Source organism: Pseudomonas sp. NPDC096917 (assembly GCF_044762555.1).
GTDB lineage: Bacteria > Pseudomonadota > Gammaproteobacteria > Pseudomonadales > Pseudomonadaceae > Aquipseudomonas.
This window is the reverse complement of record NZ_JBIWEO010000017.1, coordinates 89,414-106,926: the sequence shown is the minus strand read 5'-3', so window position 1 is coordinate 106,926 and position 17,513 is coordinate 89,414. Positions and strand designations below refer to the sequence as shown.

General features: G+C 56.9%; 17 protein-coding genes. 10 read left to right on the top strand and 7 right to left on the bottom strand.

The features are described 5' to 3' along the window. Positions 1-285: 285 nt before the first annotated feature. Entirely contained in the window at positions 286-1,779 is a 1,494-nt protein-coding gene (locus ACIQYF_RS19130) for a CoA-acylating methylmalonate-semialdehyde dehydrogenase (RefSeq protein ID WP_402864957.1), read from the bottom strand. Between the two features lie 82 nt (positions 1,780-1,861). Further along, on the bottom strand, positions 1,862-3,211 hold the full coding sequence (locus ACIQYF_RS19125) for an aspartate aminotransferase family protein (protein WP_402864955.1): 1,350 nt from the start codon (positions 3,209-3,211) through the stop codon (positions 1,862-1,864). 123 nt (positions 3,212-3,334) lie between these two features. Between ACIQYF_RS19125 and ACIQYF_RS19120 the strand changes: the two genes are divergently transcribed. The 4 genes from ACIQYF_RS19120 to ACIQYF_RS19105 all read left to right on the top strand — a co-directional run bounded on the left by ACIQYF_RS19120 (position 3,335) and on the right by ACIQYF_RS19105 (position 6,798). Continuing rightward, on the top strand, positions 3,335-4,255 hold the full coding sequence (locus tag ACIQYF_RS19120) for a LysR family transcriptional regulator (RefSeq protein WP_402864953.1): 921 nt from the start codon (positions 3,335-3,337) through the stop codon (positions 4,253-4,255). A 56-nt stretch (positions 4,256-4,311) separates the two neighbouring features. Continuing rightward, positions 4,312-4,974, top strand: a complete 663-nt coding sequence (locus ACIQYF_RS19115) for a TetR/AcrR family transcriptional regulator (protein WP_402864951.1) — start codon at positions 4,312-4,314, stop codon at positions 4,972-4,974. Between the two features lies 1 nt (position 4,975). Continuing rightward, positions 4,976-5,578 (top strand): IMPACT family protein, encoded by a 603-nt coding sequence (locus ACIQYF_RS19110; RefSeq protein WP_402864949.1) that lies wholly within the window; start codon positions 4,976-4,978, stop codon positions 5,576-5,578. Between the two features lie 536 nt (positions 5,579-6,114). Next, entirely contained in the window at positions 6,115-6,798 is a 684-nt protein-coding gene (locus ACIQYF_RS19105) for an SDR family oxidoreductase (protein WP_402864947.1), read from the top strand. Positions 6,799-7,002: 204 nt separating this feature from the next. Here the strand turns inward: ACIQYF_RS19105 and ACIQYF_RS19100 are convergent, their stop codons facing one another. Next, entirely contained in the window at positions 7,003-8,088 is a 1,086-nt protein-coding gene (locus ACIQYF_RS19100) for a calcium:proton antiporter (protein WP_402864945.1), read from the bottom strand. Positions 8,089-8,313: 225 nt separating this feature from the next. On the opposite strand from ACIQYF_RS19100, the gene ACIQYF_RS19095 reads away from it, so the two are divergent. Then, positions 8,314-9,267, top strand: coding sequence for an adenosine deaminase (locus tag ACIQYF_RS19095; RefSeq protein WP_019408737.1), 954 nt, complete (start codon positions 8,314-8,316; stop codon positions 9,265-9,267). A 107-nt stretch (positions 9,268-9,374) separates the two neighbouring features. On the opposite strand, the gene ACIQYF_RS19090 is transcribed toward ACIQYF_RS19095, so the two are convergent. Then, positions 9,375-10,292 carry a LysR family transcriptional regulator gene (locus tag ACIQYF_RS19090; RefSeq protein ID WP_402864942.1) on the bottom strand — a complete coding sequence of 306 codons (918 nt, stop codon included), beginning with the start codon at positions 10,290-10,292 and terminating at the stop codon, positions 9,375-9,377. 124 nt (positions 10,293-10,416) lie between these two features. Here ACIQYF_RS19090 and ACIQYF_RS19085 point away from each other — a divergent pair, with 124 nt between their 5' ends. Continuing rightward, positions 10,417-11,430, top strand: a complete 1,014-nt coding sequence (locus ACIQYF_RS19085) for a zinc-binding alcohol dehydrogenase family protein (RefSeq protein ID WP_402864940.1) — start codon at positions 10,417-10,419, stop codon at positions 11,428-11,430. A 122-nt stretch (positions 11,431-11,552) separates the two neighbouring features. Further along, entirely contained in the window at positions 11,553-11,723 is a 171-nt protein-coding gene (locus ACIQYF_RS19080) for a hypothetical protein (protein ID WP_402864938.1), read from the top strand. Position 11,724: 1 nt separating this feature from the next. Here the strand turns inward: ACIQYF_RS19080 and ACIQYF_RS19075 are convergent, their stop codons facing one another. Both ACIQYF_RS19075 and ACIQYF_RS19070 read right to left on the bottom strand, forming a co-directional pair. After that, complete coding sequence (locus ACIQYF_RS19075; RefSeq protein ID WP_402864936.1) at positions 11,725-12,921, bottom strand: multidrug effflux MFS transporter; 1,197 nt, start codon at positions 12,919-12,921, stop codon at positions 11,725-11,727. A gap of 120 nt (positions 12,922-13,041) precedes the next feature. Beyond that, entirely contained in the window at positions 13,042-13,236 is a 195-nt protein-coding gene (locus ACIQYF_RS19070; protein ID WP_402864934.1) for a heavy-metal-associated domain-containing protein, read from the bottom strand. 146 nt (positions 13,237-13,382) lie between these two features. Between ACIQYF_RS19070 and ACIQYF_RS19065 the strand changes: the two genes are divergently transcribed. From ACIQYF_RS19065 to cueR, 3 genes are all read left to right on the top strand, one after another. Continuing rightward, a complete protein-coding gene (locus tag ACIQYF_RS19065) occupies positions 13,383-13,763 on the top strand; it encodes a hypothetical protein (RefSeq protein WP_402864932.1) in 381 nt (126 codons plus the stop codon). Positions 13,764-13,865: 102 nt separating this feature from the next. After that, positions 13,866-16,259, top strand: coding sequence for a heavy metal translocating P-type ATPase (locus ACIQYF_RS19060; RefSeq protein ID WP_402864930.1), 2,394 nt, complete (start codon positions 13,866-13,868; stop codon positions 16,257-16,259). A gap of 1 nt (position 16,260) precedes the next feature. After that, a complete protein-coding gene (gene cueR / locus ACIQYF_RS19055; RefSeq protein ID WP_402864928.1) occupies positions 16,261-16,674 on the top strand; it encodes a Cu(I)-responsive transcriptional regulator in 414 nt (137 codons plus the stop codon). 35 nt (positions 16,675-16,709) lie between these two features. On the opposite strand, the gene ACIQYF_RS19050 is transcribed toward cueR, so the two are convergent. Then, positions 16,710-17,510, bottom strand: coding sequence for a sulfite exporter TauE/SafE family protein (locus tag ACIQYF_RS19050; RefSeq protein WP_402864926.1), 801 nt, complete (start codon positions 17,508-17,510; stop codon positions 16,710-16,712). Positions 17,511-17,513 lie beyond the last annotated feature (3 nt).

Here is a 17,513-nt window from a genome sequence, read left to right as displayed (position 1 = left end):
CGCTTTCGATCTCTCGTTAGCGGGAGGCGAATTCTACAGCGTTACACGCTGCTGTCAACACCTCATTTCCTGCTTCGATGACTTGAAGCTCGCACTGCCGAAAACCAATCCAACTCATTGATACACAAGGAGTTTTCCGTTTCGACTGCGCCGGAAGTGGGGCGAATTATAGGCCGTTGAAAATCCAGGTCAAGCATTTATTTCATCTTTATGTCATATCGCCCTAAAAGCAGAGGCCAGCCTAACGGCTGGCCTCTTCTCTTCTATATAGAGCTTATGCGCCCCTTACAAACTAGGGAAAGCAAACTGCGACGCCTCATGACTCGCACGCTGCGGCCAACGCTGAGTGATCGCCTTACGACGCGTATAGAAACGCACCCCATCCGGCCCGTAAGCATGCAAATCACCAAACAGCGAACGCTTCCAACCACCAAAGCTGTGATAAGCCACTGGCACTGGCAGCGGAACGTTAACCCCCACCATCCCCACTTCAATCTCATCGCAGAACAGGCGAGCCGCTTCACCGTCACGCGTGAAGATGCACGTTCCGTTGCCGTATTCATGGTCATTAATAAGCTGCATGGCCGCTTCCAAGCTGTTAACCCGAACGATGCACAGCACCGGACCAAAAATCTCTTCTTTATAGATACGCATCTCAGGCGTCACGCGGTCAAACAGACAGCCCCCCAGGAAGAAGCCATCTTCATGATCCTTGACACTCAAGCCACGACCATCAACGACCAACTGAGCTCCGGCTGCCACGCCGTCTTCGACATAACCGCTAACCTTGTCACGCGCCTGGCCGGACACCAAAGGCCCCATATCCAGACCACACGACGTACCTGCACCGATTTTCAGCGCCTTGATTTGTGGGACCAGCTTGGCCACCAACGCATCGGCAACTTGGTCCCCCACGCACACAGCAACCGAAATCGCCATGCAACGCTCACCGCACGAACCATAGGCTGCCCCCATCAGAGCACTGACCGCATTATCCAGATCCGCATCCGGCATCAGGACCGCATGGTTTTTCGCTCCGCCCAACGCCTGGACACGCTTACCGCGCTTGGTCCCTTCGGCATAGATGTATTCAGCAATCGGCGTCGAACCCACAAAGCTCAACGCTTTTACATCTGGCGCTTCGATCAGCGCATCGACTGCGCCCTTGTCGCCATGCACCACATTCATCACCCCCTTAGGCAAACCGGCTTCCTGCAACAACTGTGCAATCAGTAACGTCGAGCTTGGATCTCGCTCGGAAGGTTTGAGGATGAAACAGTTACCGCACACAATCGCCAACGGGTACATCCACAGCGGAACCATAGCCGGGAAGTTGAAAGGCGTAATGCCCGCAACCACACCTAACGGCTGGAAATCCGACCACGCATCAATATTCGGTCCTACATTACGGCTGTACTCGCCCTTCAGGATTTCAGGCGCAGAACACGCGTACTCAACGTTCTCAATCCCGCGCTTCAACTCACCCGCAGCATCTTCCAGCGTCTTGCCATGCTCTTCGCTGATTAACTGCGAGATGCGCGCTTCGTTTTGCTCCAGCAGTTGCTTGAAACGGAACATCACCTGAGCACGCTTGGCCGCAGGCGTGTTGCGCCATGCCGGAAATGCAGCCTTGGCTGCATCGATGGCTTTTTGAATGGTTTCGCGGCTGGCCAGTGGCACTTGATGAATCACTTTTCCGGTCGAAGGGTTATAGACATCGGCGGTACGACCGGAATCGCTCAGCAATTCGCCATTGATCAAATGTTGAATGGTGCTCATGGATGCTCCAAAAAGTTGTCCACAGGCGCGAACGCTGCGCGCCTGCATGAATTGCAAAAAATCGCTTCTATATAGAGAAGGATCAGTCGATTTGACTCAGCGCTTCGCCGACCGCATCGAACAAACGATCCAGGTCTTGCGGCTTGCTATTAAAGGTTGGTCCAAACTGCAGGGTGTCCCCCCCAAAACGCACGTAGAAGCCAGCCTTCCACAACTTCATCGCCGCATCGAACGGACGCACAATCGCATCGCCATCACGTGGGGCGATTTGGATCGCACCGGCCAAGCCGTAGTTGCGAATGTCGATGACGTTTTTCACGCCTTTCAAACCATGAATGGCATTCTCAAAATGCGGCGCGACTTCAGCCACGCTCTGCACCAGGTTTTCCTTTTGCAGCAAATTCAGAGCGGCCAGACCCGCAGCACATGCCACCGGGTGAGCCGAATAGGTATAACCGTGTGGAAATTCAACCGCATACTCAGGCGTCGGTTGATTCATGAACGTCTGATAGATCTCGGTGGTCGCAATCACTGCGCCCATTGGAATCGCGCCGTTAGTGACTTGCTTGGCAATACACATCAGATCAGGCGTTACGCCGAAGCTGTCGGCGCCAAACATCGAGCCGGTACGACCAAACCCAGTAATCACCTCATCGAACACCAACAAGATGTTGTGCTGATCACAGATTTCACGCAGGCGTTTCAGATAACCCTGCGGCGGCACCAATACACCGGCGGAACCGGCCATTGGTTCCACAAACACCGCCGCGATGTTCGAAGCATCGTGCAGCTCAATCAGCTTGAGTAACTCATCAGCCAGAGCGATACCGCCCTGCTCCGGCATGCCACGAGAAAATGCATTGCTCGCCAACAGCGTGTGCGGCAAGTGATCGACATCCATCATCGGCTGGCCAAACAGCTTACGGTTACCGTTCACACCGCCCAAGCTCGTGCCAGCAATGTTCACACCGTGGTAACCGCGGGCACGACCAATCATCTTGGTTTTGGTCGATTGGCCTTTCAAGCGCCAGTAGGCACGCACCATCTTCACTGCGGTATCCGCACACTCCGAACCCGAGTCAGTGAAAAACACATGATTAAGGTTGCCCGGTGTCAGTTCAGTAATCTTCTCAGCCAGCTGGAATGACAGCGGATGCCCGTACTGGAACGCCGGCGAGTAATCGAGTGTGCCCAGTTGCTTGGCCACGGCTTCCTGAATTTCTGTGCGGGTATGCCCAGCGCCACAAGTCCACAGGCCTGACAACGAATCGTAAATTTGCCGACCCTTATCGTCCGTCAGATAGCTCCCCTTGGCTCCAACGATAAAACGCGGATCACGATGGAAGTTACGGTTGGCGGTATAAGGCATCCAATGAGCATCCAGCTTGAGCTGGCTAGTCACTGTGATTTCGGCGTTTTCAGGCATGTTCATCAGCAAAACCTCGCAAAGCAGAAAGCGGCGTGGGATTCAAAGCGTTGTTGCAGCTAAATTGCCACGCCTATAAAGTCGATGAAATTCAACTCTTCTAACCTTTAGTTAGGTGATTACTAAACTATGAGCAGCCGTCGTCCCGATGCACTGGCCCAAGTCAGCGACTTTGATATTCGACTGCTGCGCATCTTTCGCAGTGTCGTAGAGTGCGGTGGATTTTCAGCAGCAGAAACCGTGCTTGGGATCGGGCGCTCGGCCATTAGCCAACAAATGAGCGACCTCGAACAACGACTAGGCTTACGCCTTTGCCAGCGTGGTCGCGCGGGATTTTCGCTGACAGAAGAAGGCCGCGAGGTGTATCAGTCATCACTGCAATTGTTAGGTGCACTCGAAAGCTTTCGTACAGAGGTCAACGGCCTGCATCACCATCTGCGTGGTGAGTTGACGATCGGTCTAACAGACAACCTCGTCACCCTACCCCACATGCGCATCACCCATGCCCTGGCCCAACTCAAAGAACGCGGGCCTGGCGTGCAAATCCACATTCGCATGATCGCCCCCAACGAAGTTGAACAAGGCGTACTCGACGGCCGCCTGCATGTCGGCGTGGTCCCTCAGGCCAGCGCACTCTCAGGTCTTGAGTATCAACCGTTATACAGCGAGCGCTCATTGCTCTACTGCGCTGTCGGCCACCCACTCTTTTATGTCGACGACAGCGAACTGGAAGATCAGCGCCTCAATGAACAGGATGCGATTGCTCCGACCTTTCGCCTGCCCGCCGAGATCCAGGCGCACTATCAGGCGCTCAATTGCACCGCCAGTGCCTCCGACCGAGAAGGCATGGCCTTCTTGATTTTGACCGGGCGTTACATCGGTTATCTGCCCGATCACTACGCCAGTTTTTGGGTTCAACAGGGGCGCCTTCGCCCCTTGAAAGCCAAAACGCGTTTTTATGACTTAAGCCTGGCGTCAGTCACCCGTAAAGGCCGTCGCCCGCACCTGGTACTGGAAAGTTTTCTTGAGAGCCTGGAAGCGACGCGTTAACGTGAAAAAACAGCGACTACACAGAATGCGCCCACACAGATTGCCTTGGAAAACCTATGACCTTTGAAGTCCCATCCCACGATGGAAAGCCCGCTGGCCGAATTCGTCAAAAGAACGAAGAAACCATTCTCAAAGCCGCTGAGGATGAGTTTGCCCGCCATGGCTTCAAAGGCACCAGCATGAATGCCATTGCACTCAAGGCAGGCCTGCCCAAAGCCAATTTGCATTACTACTTCACTAACAAGCTTGGGCTCTACATTGCGGTGTTGAGCAATATCCTCGAATTGTGGGACAGCACCTTCAACACCCTGAACGTTGAAGACGACCCGGCTCAAGCACTCAGTCACTACATTCGCACCAAGATGGAGTTCTCACGCCGCCAGCCCCAGGCCTCACGGGTATTTGCGATGGAAATCATCAGCGGCGGGACATGTCTGACCGAGTACTTCACGCAAGACTACCGCGCCTGGTTCCAAAGTCGCGCCGCGGTGTTCCAAGCCTGGATAGATGCCGGAAAAATGGATCCCGTCGATCCCGTGCACCTGATCTTTCTGTTGTGGGGCAGCACCCAGCATTACGCTGACTTTGCCACCCAGATTTGCCGCGTCACTGGCCGCACACGCCTGTCCAAACAAGACATGCAAGACGCCAGCGACAACCTGATTCGAATCATCCTCAAAGGCTGCGGCCTCACTCCCACCGCCCAAGCCCGGAACTGACATGCCCTCGACCCTCACCGGCCTTTGCGAATACCGTGAAGAAATTCGCAAAAGCCGCTTCATCACCCTCGCCGCGCCAATCACCAGCGCCCAGCAGGCCCATGACTTCATCGAGCAACACAGTGACCTTAACGCCACGCACAATTGCTGGGCCTGGAAGCTAGGCGATCAATATCGCAGCAGTGATGATGGAGAACCCGGCGGTACAGCTGGCCGCCCCATCCTTTCAGCCATTGAAGCGCAAGACTGCGATCAAGTCGTGGTGCTGGTTATCCGCTGGTACGGTGGCATTCAACTCGGCACTGGCGGGCTCGCACGCGCTTATGGCGGCGGCGCAAACAAATGCCTGCAGAATGCAGAAAAACGTCCGCTCATCAACCGCGTGCCTCTGCACTGCTCATGCAACTTCAGTGAGCTGGCCCTGGTGAAATTACGCCTGGCCGAACTCAACGGCCTGCTTATCGACGAAAGCTTCACCGCCAACGGTGTGGATCTGCAACTGGCGCTAGGCGAAGAACACATAGCATCCCTGCAACAGCAGCTGGCAGACATCAGTCGCGGCAGAATCCTGCTGCACCGGGACACGTTTGACACCGCCCCATAAAAACCTGTGATTAGCCTTTACTGCAGTTGCCCACAATCACTGTGCACCCGGCTGTGGATAACCTGAGCACACACCGCTGCAGCCCATATGCAGCGGGGTTTTCAGCGCTTTGTACACTTTTTAGCCAACCTGTTAGACGATTTCGCAATTTACTGTAAAAACAGTCAGTTAGAACGGGTTATCGCGGTTAGAACAAAGCAGCTCAGTGCTTATATCCCTCCTTTCGAGTTGCGCACAGATCCTGTGGAACAACCTGTGGATAAGCCGTGTAAATTCCTCGCGGATTCAGCCCCCATAACGCTTACTTAATCTTGTACGTTTTTTAACCAACTCGGAGCAGGTAAACGCAACATCTGACGGCCAGTTGTAGCAGAGCTTGCTCGCGATCTTTTGATCTTTTAAAAGATCGCGAGCAAGCTCAATCCTGCAGAGTCAGTTAATTGCACAAGCCGGTTTTCTTAACGCCCTCCTCTCGCGATTACAGGAAGGCGTAAACCTTCGGCGCTGACTTCCTTTTACTTTCAGAGGGTGAACCCATGACAGCCAAAAAAGCACTCATCGTCGGTGCCTCACGAGGACTTGGCCTCGGCCTAGTCACTGCGTTATCGAATGAAGGCTGGAGCGTCATCGCAACCGTGCGCGATCCTCAGCGGGCCGATGCGTTAAAAAAGCTGGCAAATGTTCGGGTCGAGCAACTCGACATCGACAACCTGCAAGCCATCAAAGCACTGCACCAACGCTTAAATGCTGAGGTCTTCGATCTGGTCTTCATTAACGCCGGCATCAAAGGTCCGGATGATCAGACATCGGGCAGCGCCAGTCTGGCTGACATAGGCCAGCTATTCATGACCAACAGCGTTGCACCGATCAACGTGGCACAGGCCTTCGTCGCCAACATTCGAAAAGGCGATGGCATCCTGGCATTCATGAGTTCACGGCTGGGCAGTGTCATCATCCCCAACGCACCGCAATTGGCACTCTACAAAGCCAGCAAGGCGGCACTCAACTCGTTGACCAATACGTTCATTACCCAACTGGGGGATGAGCGGCCTACCGTGCTATCGATGCACCCTGGCGTGGTCAAAACCGACCTGAGCGGTGGAGAGGGAGACATCGATGTCGACACCAGCATCCGTGGCATCGTAGAGCAGCTGAAGGCATACGCTGGCAAAGGCGGCCATCACTTTATCGACTACAAGGGTCAGACCATTCCTTGGTAAAACACGACACGGGGTGGCTGCCAAGGTCAATGCCCGTCAGTGGGACGAACGCTGTTACAAATGTCACAGAAAATCTGTGGGCCTCTGGTTTGCCAGCGATGCATGCGATGCGGTTTTTCTGCTGAACCGCGCCGATGCCCTCGCGGGCAAGCCAGCCTCCACAGGGCATATGGGTTAACTGACTTGCACGGGCCACCGTTCTGATTACAGGCCCAGCAGCGACAGCATGATGAACGTGGCAAACAGCACAAAGTGCGTCATGCCTTCGATGGCATTGGTTTCACCGTCATTCAAATTGATCGCACTGACCACCAGGGTAATCAACACCATCACCGTCTGCACCGGGGTCATGGCCATCTGGAAGGGCTGCCCGGAGTACAACGCCATGGCCTCCATCACCGGCACAGTCAAAATCACTGTCGACAGCGAAGCCCCCAAAGCCACATTCACCACCGACTGCATGCGGTTCGCCAGCGCGGCCCGCAAGGCGGTCAAAATCTCAGGGGCAGCTGATATGGCTGCCACCAAAATAGCCGTAATCACCGGCGGCGCTCCCGTGCCCTCAAGGCCAAGGTCCAGCGCTTTAGACATCACCTCCGCCAGCGCTCCGATCACAATCACACCCAGTCCCAAAACAGCGACCGACAGTTTCACGTTAGCAGGTGCGCCTTCTGGCTCACGCTTGCGGCTCTTTTTCTCCGGGTAGCTGTAACTGAAAAAGTAGCTATGCGGCCCCACCTGCATCCGTAAGAACAAGGTGTAAAGCAGCACCATCGCGCCAATGGTGAAAGCGGAGTAAATCTTCCAGTCGGCCTCGGGGATAAATTCCGGCACCACCATCGACACACCCATGGCTGTCAGAATCATCACGCTGTAGGTGCGGGCCGAATCATCGTTATAGGACTGCTCGCCGTGCTTGATCCCGCCCATCAATGCGGCCAAACCGAGAATGCCGTTGATATCGAGCATGACCGCCGAATAAATCGTGTCACGCACCAAGGTAGGTGACGGTTCGTTGCTCATCATAATGGCAAGGATGACCACTTCCACCAACACGGCTGACAACGTCAGGATCATCGTCCCATAAGGGTCACCAACCTTTTCAGCCAGAACCTCGGCATGGTGCGCCACGCGCATCGACGCACAAACAATCGCGGCGATCAGCACAAAGCCTCCCACCAAGGCAAAAACCTGACCGCTGTTCAGCAGCCAATGCTCCAGCGGGAACGCCACGGCGGCCATAACTATCGCCAGCAGCAGGAGTTTTTCGTCTTTCAATAAAGTCAGCATCGCGGGCCTTTTTGCCGGGAGTCGAATACATGTTGTGAGGTTACAGACTGCAACAACTGGCTAACGTTTCGTTACATGTTAGTTCAGGGACACGCGACTCGAAGGCACTGGCATCCCACTCGGACGAGCGCGGTGCGACAAATGGCGGGGGCTTTTTTACAAGCTGTGTCGTCCTGCGCCTGTAGAATGCCGCCATCTGCACCTGATTTGATGAGAAAAAAGTATATGTATGACTGGCTGAACGCCCTGCCAAAAGCAGAACTGCACTTGCACCTTGAAGGTTCTCTGGAGCCTGAACTGCTGTTCTCCCTGGCCGAGCGCAACAAAATCGCCCTGCCTTGGAATGATGTTGAAACCTTGCGCAAGGCGTATGCCTTCAACAACCTGCAAGAGTTCCTGGACCTCTACTACAAGGGCGCGGACGTACTGCGCACCTCTCAGGATTTCTACGACCTGACCTGGGCCTACCTGTTGCGCTGCAAGGCACAGAACGTCATTCACACTGAACCCTTCTTCGACCCGCAAACCCACACCGATCGCGGCGTGCCGTTTGAAGTCGTGCTCAATGGCATTGCCAGCGCACTCAAAGACGGTGAACAGCAACTGGGCATCACCAGCGGTTTGATCCTGAGCTTCCTGCGCCACTTGAGCGAAGAAGAAGCGGAAAAAACCCTCGACCAAGCGCTGCCATTTCGCGATGCCTTTGTCGCCGTTGGCCTCGACAGTTCAGAAATGGGCCACCCGCCAAGCAAGTTCAAGCGTGTGTTTGACCGCGCCCGTCACGAAGGTTTTCTCACCGTCGCCCACGCTGGCGAAGAAGGCCCGCCGGAATACATCTGGGAAGCCATCGACCTGCTGAAAATCCAGCGCATCGACCACGGTGTGCGCGCGATTGAAGACGAGCGTTTGATGCAGCGCATCATTGACGAGCAAATCCCGCTGACCGTCTGCCCGCTGTCCAACACCAAATTGTGCGTGTTCGATCACATGTCGCAACACAACATTCTCGACATGCTTGAGCGCGGCGTGAAAGTCACCGTCAACTCCGATGACCCTGCCTACTTCGGCGGGTACGTAACCGAGAACTTCCACGCGCTGTACACCGATCTGGGCATGACCCAGGATCAAGCCAAGCGCCTGGCGCAAAACAGCCTGGACGCACGGTTGGTCAAACCGTAAGCCCCTACTGTCTTCTGTGGGAGCGAGCTTACTCGCGATGGAAAATACTCGGTTTGACTCACAAACCGCGTCGCCTGAATCGCGAGCAAGTTCGCGCCCTCACAGGGTCAGCGTTTTACCGGGTACAAATGGCTCAATCCCGCACACCGCTCACTCAACATGTCACGCAGCAACTTCACCGGCTTGCTCAACTGCGCGCGATGACTGCACAGCATATTCAGGGGCGCCCGCTCGCATCTCAGTTCGGGCAATAGCACCTTTAGCCTCCCCGCCGTCACATCCCCCGCCACGTCCAGCCACGACTTGTAAGCAATCCCGGCCCCGGCAACTGCCCACAGGCGCACCACATCAGCATCATCACTAAAACGATCACCGCTGACCGTCAGCCCTAAATCACGCTTACCGTCGTCAAACTGCCAATAGTCGTGCACCCGCGTCCCCAGCATGTACAACAGGCAATTATGTTGCAGCAGGTGTTCCAGCTGACGAGGCTCGCCCTTACGGGCTAAGTAATCTGGCGACGCACACAACACTCGCCGATTATCGGTGGCCACCGGTAGCGCAACCAGGCTGGAATCTTCCGGCTCGCCATAGCGCAAGGCGATGTCCACCGGTTGGCGGAACAAATCGGCAATCCGATCGCCCAGTAACAGCCGCACGGTCAACTGCGGATGCGCACGCTGGAACTCATCCAGCCACGGCAATAACAAATTGCGTCCAAAGTCCGACGGGGCCGAAAGCTGCAACACACCGCTCACCTGATCTTGCCCACGGGCTAAAAGGCGTCGTCCTTCATCAAGGCTGCTCAACGCCGTACGCGCATAGTCGAGAAACCCCTGTCCCTCTGCCGTGAGGCGCAAGCTGCGAGTGGAGCGCGCCAACAATCGAGCCCCCAATTGCGCCTCTATCCGTTTGAGCGCGGCACTTGCCACGGCGGGCGACATGTCCATCACCCGCGCGGCCGCCGACAAACTGCCCAAATCAGCAGCGCGAACAAACAATTGCAGGTCATCGAAACGCAGCATCCAGGGCTCATCCTCGCCATTATCAAAATATTGTTGAAAGAGACTGCTGTTTTAGCCGGTTTTATCGCCCTGTGAAATGGTTAATCATCGCCTCACTTTCGTACTCACTTTTCGGACTTGCCCCATGAAAGCTATCGCTTACTACCATTCGCTGCCGATTCAAGACCCTAAAGCCCTGCAAGACATCGAACTGCCCGCGCCCGAGGCCGGCCCGCGTGACCTGCTAGTGGAGGTCAAAGCGATTTCTGTGAACCCGGTGGACACCAAAGTCCGCCAAAACGTGCAGCCCGAGGCCGATGCCGCCAAAGTGCTGGGCTGGGATGTGGCCGGCGTGGTCAAGGCCGTCGGCAGTGAGGTCAGCCTGTTCAAGGTGGGCGACAAGGTTTTTTACGCGGGCTCCATCGCTCGCGCGGGTGGCAACAGCGAGCTTCACGTGGTGGATGAGCGCATTGTCGGGCACATGCCCAAGCGCCTGGGCTTCGCCGAAGCCGCTGCGCTGCCACTGACCGCCATCACCGCATGGGAGCTGCTGTTTGAACGCCTGGGGATCAAAGAAGGTAAAACCGATGAGCAACAAAGCCTGCTGATCGTCGGTGCGGCAGGCGGCGTCGGCTCTATCTTGATCCAACTGGCCAGCCAGTTGACCGCGCTCAAGGTGATTGGCACGGCATCACGCCCCGAAACTCAAGCCTGGGTGCGCGAACTGGGCGCCGATGTCATCGTCGATCATGCACAGCCATTGAGCGAAGAACTCAAGCGTCAAGGCATTAGCGCGGTCACTCACGTCGCCAGCCTGACCCAAACCGATCAGCACCTGGACCAACTGGTCGAAGCCCTTGCGCCACAAGGCAAGCTGGCACTGATCGATGACCCTAAAGCGCTCGACATCACCAAACTAAAGCGCAAAAGCCTGTCGCTGCACTGGGAGTTCATGTACACCCGCTCGCTGTTCGAAACCCCGGACATGATCGAGCAACACAACCTGTTGAACCGAGTTGCCGAGCTGATTGATGCAGGCACATTGCGTACCACCGTGGGTGAGCACTTTGGCACCATCAATGCCGCTAACCTGCGGCGCGCCCATGCGCTGCTGGAAAGCGGCAAATCCAAAGGCAAAATCGTACTGGAAGGGTTCTGAGCAAAGCGGCGGGGACTGAAACGGCCAATTTCTAACCGTCAGTCAGAGACTTGATGTCCGTCATCTTGGTCAAGGTTTTCGGGCATACACTGGCCACCTTTGCCAACCAAAGGAGGCCAGAAATGAAAATCCTGATTAAAGCGTTAGCAAGATCGCGTGACTGCCAATGGCAGGTTCAAATCGACCAGCAAGCCGTGAATTTTCGCAGTGAAGCCGAGGCCAGAGCTTTTGTGGATAAACTGCAATCACGCTTGCAAGCCCCGCACAGATTGCCAGAGCGCTGGGTGGGGTAACTCAGGCAGCGTCTTGGGCGGCGATCCGCGCAGTGTATAAGCGGCGGGTCGCCATACCGATTGCCACTGCCAGAAGCCCGCACAAGGTGATGACCATTGCCATGGGCATCGCACTGCCATCATGCAACACGCCAACCAGTGAGGCAGCCCCGGCAGCGACGCTGAACTGCAGAAAGCCCAACATCGCAGAAGCACTGCCCGCACGCGCGCCCTGCCCGTTCATGGCACACGCCGAGGCATTGGGGATGATGCAACCCAAGCTGGCGATGCAGACAAACAACGGAATCAGCAACGGCCACAGTTGCTCGGTGTGCAAAGCGCTAATGCCCAGCAACGCAAGGCCCGCTGCCAGATAGACCCACACTGTGCGCGCCAGCAAAAAGCCTGGATCGCGCTTGGCCAGCAAACGGGCGTTCACCTGAGCAACCAAAATAAAACCTGCCGCGTTGCTGCCAAACAGCCAGCCATAGTGCTCAGCAGGCACACCGTAGAGTTTGATAAATACGAAAGGTGAACCGGCAATGTAGGCAAACATCCCGGCCATTGCGATCCCCCCGGTCAGTGCATGCCCCAGAAATTCGCGATCTTTGAGTAAACGGCCATATTGGCGCAGCGCCCCCGACAACGGTTGGCGCGGCACGTTGGCCGGCAAGCTTTCCGGCAAGCCCAGCGCCACGGCCAGGGCCGCAAGTGCGCTGAAGACAGTCAGCACGATAAAAATCGACTGCCAGCCATACACATTTACCAACAGGCCGCCCAGCATCGGCGCCAAAATCGGCGCGAGCCCCATCACCAGCATCAGCTGTGAGAACACTTTGGCCGACCCCACCGCGTCGCACTTATCACTGACAATCGCCCGCGACAGCACCATCCCGGCGCAACCGCCCAGCGCCTGGATAAAGCGCGCACCGATCAGCCACTCGAGCGTTGGGGCAAAAGCACAGGCAAAGGAACCCAGCGTAAACAGGCCCACACCAACCAGCAGCGGCACCCGTCGACCAAAACGATCAGCGATCGGGCCATACACCAGTTGGCCGATGGACAAGCCCAGAAAGTAGACCGCGAGCGTGAGCTGAATGTGCTTTTCATCAGTGGCAAAGGCTTGAGCCATCGCCGGAAAGCCTGGCAAGTAAAAATCGATGGCCAAGGGACCAAAAGCGCTGAGAGCGCCCAGAATCAGGATTGTTCTAACGTTCATCAGGTATCCAAATCGAAGTGCGGTTAGCGCAGCCCGATAGTCTAGCCGTGGTTGCAGACGATGAACATAAAGATAGCGAGCTAGCTATTAAACCCCCAGGGCGTACACCGTTGCGAAGCCCTATTCAGATACATCAAATCCGGCTCCTTTAATCGCAGCGACGATCTGTGCTGAAGGCAGCGTGCTATCAACCTCAACGGTCTTGGTCGCCAAATCGACGTGAACGGTCGATTGAGGGTCAACGCGCTGAATCGCATTAGTCACACCCCGTACACAACCGCCACAGGTCATTCCATCCACTTTAAACGTCGGCATGTTGAACCTCCTTTGTTTGAGAGGCCTACAGCTTTGACCTTGCCATCGTGGCAAGGTCAAGCCCCTGGTTGAATCAGCGCGCTGGCAATCTGAACCTGGCTCGGCCAAGCTCAATGCCTTGTGATTTGAAAACAGGGAACTGAGCCATGCGCGGGTCCGTTTTAAGCCTAGTCAGTCTTCTAAGTCTCGCCAGCCTGCCTTTGTGGGCGAATGCCGATCAGGACTATGGCGTGCTGATCATTTCGCGCGAGCGTCTAGAAGTCCCCACCCACTGCGAGATCGGCGTGTACATCGATGACCAACTGGCTGGCCGATTATTTCAAGAGCAGTCGCTGTCCTTCAATTTGCCACCTGCCAGCGTCGACATAAGACTCAAGCTACTGCCCGGACAAGCGCCCGGCTGCTTGCCCGGCATACTGGTGCCGCCCGCGCAGCAATTCACGTTGAAAGCCGGTGACGTGCGCAAATACCGGATCGCCCTCGGCAAAGACGGCATGTACCTCAAACCCGCCAAACTGGAATATTAAACTCACGCCAAGCGCCCAAATAAAGCACAGCAAGACACCTTGACCTTGCCATGGGGTCAAGGTCGATTCTAGGGACAGATAACTTCTTGAGGAGGACTGCTCGTGCCCACCCAATTCGACCTGCCGATTGACGGCATGACGTGCGCCAGTTGTGCTGGACGCGTCGAAAAAGCCTTGGCCAAAGTCCCGGGGGTCAGCTCGGTCAGCGTCAATCTAGCCACCGAACAGGCGCGTGTCCAAGCCCCTGCCGACAGTTTGCCTGCACTGGTCGAAGCCGTGCAGCAAGCAGGTTACAGCGTCCCGGCGCAGAGTCTGGAATTCGATATCAGCGGCATGACTTGCGCGTCCTGCGCCGGACGCGTCGAAAAAGCCTTGGCCAAAGTCGCAGGCGTTGAACGTGTCAGCGTCAACCTTGCCAGCGAGCGTGCCTATGTCGAACTGCTCGGCCAGATCGACCCTAAGCTTTTGATCGACGCCGTCAGCCAGGCGGGCTATAGCGCCAGCCTGCACCAGGCGCAAAACCAGCAAACACTCCATGACGATCAGCAAAAACGCCTGCGTCGTGAGCGTTGGTCGCTGATTCTGGCCATCGTGCTGGCGCTACCGCTGGTACTGCCCATGCTGCTCATGCCTTTGGGTATTCATTGGATGCTGCCCGCGTGGGCACAGTTCGTACTCGCCACGCCCGTGCAGTTCATTTTGGGTGCACGCTTTTATGTAGCCGCGTGGAAAGCCGTCAAGGCCGGCGCTGGCAACATGGACTTACTGGTCGCCCTCGGCACTAGCGCCGGCTACGGTCTGAGCCTGTACGAGTGGGCCATCGCAGCGCCGGGCAGCACACCGCATCTGTATTTCGAAGCCTCGGCCGTCGTCATCGCACTGGTACTGCTGGGCAAATACCTCGAAAGCCGCGCCAAGCGTCAGACCGCCAGCGCTATTCGAGCCCTTGAAGCCTTGCGCCCCGAACGCGCATTGCGGGTGGTCGACGGACAGGAACAAGACGTCGCCATCAGCGACTTGCGCCTCAATGATTGGGTGCTCGTCAAACCCGGCGAGCGATTCCCTGTGGATGGCGAAGTGGTCGACGGTCAAAGCCACGCCGACGAAGCGCTGATCAGCGGTGAAAGTCTGCCCGTGCCCAAACAGCCAGGGGATAAAGTCACCGGCGGCGCCATTAACGGCGAAGGCCGCCTGGTGATCAAAACCCTGGCACTGGGCACAGAAACCGTATTGGCGCGCATCATTCGCTTGGTCGAAGACGCGCAGGCCGGTAAAGCACCGATCCAGAAACTGGTGGATAAAGTCAGCCAGATCTTCGTCCCGGTCGTACTCTTGATCGCCCTCGCCACCCTGCTCGGCTGGTGGTTCTATGGCGCCCCAATCGAGACGGCACTGATCAACGCCGTGGCCGTATTGGTCATCGCCTGCCCGTGTGCGCTGGGCTTGGCAACACCGACTGCAATCATGGCCGGGACCGGCGTGGCCGCACGCTACGGTATTCTGATCAAAGACGCCGAAGCCCTCGAGCGGGCACACGAAGTCAGCGCCGTGGTCTTCGATAAAACCGGCACCTTAACCTCGGGTACTCCGCAAATTGCTCATTTCAGTGCGCTGGATGGCGACGAAGCCCGCCTGCTGCAAGCCGCCGGGGCCTTGCAACGCGGCAGCGAACACCCGCTGGCCAAAGCCGTACTTGACGCCTGCGCCGCCCGTAACCTGAAGGTGCCGGATGTGACGGACAGCCAATCACTCACAGGCCGGGGTATCGCAGGTACGCTGGAGGGTCATCGCCTGGCCTTGGGCAATCGCCGCCTACTGGATGAAACGGGCCTCACCCCAGGTTCATTGGCGCAATCCGCAGCCGCCTGGGAAAACGAAGGCCGCACCCTGTCGTGGTTGATCGAGCAAAGCCCGCAGACTCGAGTGCTGGGGCTTTTTGCCTTTGGCGACACGCTCAAAACAGGTGCACAGTCCGCGATTAAGCAACTCAATGCACGCCATATCAGCAGTCACCTGCTGACCGGCGATAACCGCGGCAGCGCCCGCGTGGTGGCTGAGGCGCTGGGCATTACCGATGTGCACGCCGAAGTGCTGCCCGCCGACAAGGCGGCCACCGTGGCCGAACTGAAAAAAACCGCCGTGGTGGCCATGGTCGGCGACGGCATCAACGACGCCCCGGCGCTGGCAGCAGCCGACATTGGCATCGCCATGGGTGGCGGCACTGACGTGGCCATGCATGCAGCCGGCATCACCCTGATGCGCGGCGACCCACGACTGGTGCCCGCCGCCTTGGAAATCAGCCGTAAAACCTACGCTAAAATCCGTCAAAACCTATTCTGGGCCTTTGTCTACAACGTGATCGGCATTCCGTTGGCAGCCTTTGGTTTTTTAAATCCGGTGCTGGCAGGCGCAGCAATGGCCTTCTCCAGCGTCAGCGTGGTCAGCAACGCATTGTTACTGAAGTTCTGGAAACCCAAAGACCTGGGAGACGACTGACATGAATATCGGCCAGGCCGCCAAACACAGCGGCCTGAGCGCCAAAATGATTCGTTACTACGAGTCTATTGGCTTGCTCAAACCCGCCCTGCGCAGCGATAGCGGCTACCGCCTGTACAGCGACGACGACCTGCACACGCTGGCGTTTATCAAACGCTCGCGGGACTTGGGGTTTTCATTGGAAGAGGTCGGCAAGTTGCTGACCTTATGGCAAGACCGCCAACGCGCCAGCGGCGATGTGAAAGCGCTTGCGCGCCAGCACATCGACACCCTGAATCAAAAGATTCTTGAGCTGAGCAGCCTGCGCGACACCCTGCAAGTGCTGGTAGAAAGCTGCCAAGGCGACCATCGCCCCGACTGCCCAATCCTTAAGGACCTGGAGTCGGGTAGCTGCTGTGATCCCGTAAGTCCATAACCCGGTGCCTCGACAGCGGCTACATCAAATACCCGTCACAGCACCATCAGCAACACGTGGCCTATCATCAACACGCTGACCACCGCACACAACACGGCAAAGCCTTGCTGCATTCGTTGCGCCGAGACGTTAGGCGCCAGAACACGTCCAGCAATCATCCCGGCCAAGGTCGCGCTGATAAACAACACCGCCTCCTCAGACAGGCTAAACCCCTGATAAACCAGATGCCCCAACGTGCCCAGTGACACCAGGGCCACCACCATCAACGACGTGGCTACAATCCCGTGCATGGGCACGTCGCTAAACTTTCGAAAGGCCGGCACGATCAAAAAACCGCCGCCAACCCCCAACAGCCCCGTGAGCAATCCCGACGTCGCGCCGATGGACGCCAGCGTCGCGGCGCATCGTGCATCCCACTTCAGGTGCCCGGTTGAAGGGTTAAGCTGGCAGTTTTTAGGGTGATCGCCCTCGTCGCCCGGGCAACCTGCTCTGGCTTGCATAAACATACGCCCGGAAACGAACACCATCACGCAGCCAAACAGCGCCATCAGTGCCGCACCCGGTAACACCTTGGCCAGGTACAACCCCACCGGCGAAGCCAGCCAACCGGCCCCGGCCATCAACCCGGCAGCCTTGTAACGCACCAACCCTTTGCGTAATCCGTCGACTGCGCCCACGGCCGCTGCCACCCCAACGGCCAACAACGCCACCGGGGTCGCTTCAAGCAACGTCCAACCCAAGCCCAGCGTCAGCGCCGGGATGGCCAAAATGCCGCCGCCCGCACCGGTCAAGCCCAGGAGCAAACCCACCAACGTGCCCAAGATGATAATCAGCATGCT

Excerpts from the sequence above, each read along its gene's own strand:
- ACIQYF_RS19095 (WP_019408737.1), top strand. The coding sequence starts at position 8,314 with ATGTATGACTGGCTGAACGCCCTGCCAAAAGCAGAACTGCACTTGCAC.
- ACIQYF_RS19115 (WP_402864951.1), top strand. The coding sequence starts at position 4,312 with ATGACCTTTGAAGTCCCATCCCACGATGGAAAGCCCGCTGGCCGAATT.
- ACIQYF_RS19075 (WP_402864936.1), bottom strand. The coding sequence starts at position 12,921 with ATGAACGTTAGAACAATCCTGATTCTGGGCGCTCTCAGCGCTTTTGGT.
- ACIQYF_RS19080 (WP_402864938.1), top strand. The coding sequence starts at position 11,553 with ATGAAAATCCTGATTAAAGCGTTAGCAAGATCGCGTGACTGCCAATGG.
- cueR (WP_402864928.1), top strand. The coding sequence starts at position 16,261 with ATGAATATCGGCCAGGCCGCCAAACACAGCGGCCTGAGCGCCAAAATG.
- ACIQYF_RS19050 (WP_402864926.1), bottom strand. The coding sequence starts at position 17,510 with ATGCTGATTATCATCTTGGGCACGTTGGTGGGTTTGCTCCTGGGCTTG.
- ACIQYF_RS19125 (WP_402864955.1), bottom strand. The coding sequence starts at position 3,211 with ATGAACATGCCTGAAAACGCCGAAATCACAGTGACTAGCCAGCTCAAG.
- ACIQYF_RS19130 (WP_402864957.1), bottom strand. The coding sequence starts at position 1,779 with ATGAGCACCATTCAACATTTGATCAATGGCGAATTGCTGAGCGATTCC.
- ACIQYF_RS19065 (WP_402864932.1), top strand. The coding sequence starts at position 13,383 with ATGCGCGGGTCCGTTTTAAGCCTAGTCAGTCTTCTAAGTCTCGCCAGC.
- ACIQYF_RS19105 (WP_402864947.1), top strand. The coding sequence starts at position 6,115 with ATGACAGCCAAAAAAGCACTCATCGTCGGTGCCTCACGAGGACTTGGC.
- ACIQYF_RS19090 (WP_402864942.1), bottom strand. The coding sequence starts at position 10,292 with ATGCTGCGTTTCGATGACCTGCAATTGTTTGTTCGCGCTGCTGATTTG.
- ACIQYF_RS19085 (WP_402864940.1), top strand. The coding sequence starts at position 10,417 with ATGAAAGCTATCGCTTACTACCATTCGCTGCCGATTCAAGACCCTAAA.
- ACIQYF_RS19070 (WP_402864934.1), bottom strand. The coding sequence starts at position 13,236 with ATGCCGACGTTTAAAGTGGATGGAATGACCTGTGGCGGTTGTGTACGG.
- ACIQYF_RS19120 (WP_402864953.1), top strand. The coding sequence starts at position 3,335 with ATGAGCAGCCGTCGTCCCGATGCACTGGCCCAAGTCAGCGACTTTGAT.
- ACIQYF_RS19110 (WP_402864949.1), top strand. The coding sequence starts at position 4,976 with ATGCCCTCGACCCTCACCGGCCTTTGCGAATACCGTGAAGAAATTCGC.
- ACIQYF_RS19100 (WP_402864945.1), bottom strand. The coding sequence starts at position 8,088 with ATGCTGACTTTATTGAAAGACGAAAAACTCCTGCTGCTGGCGATAGTT.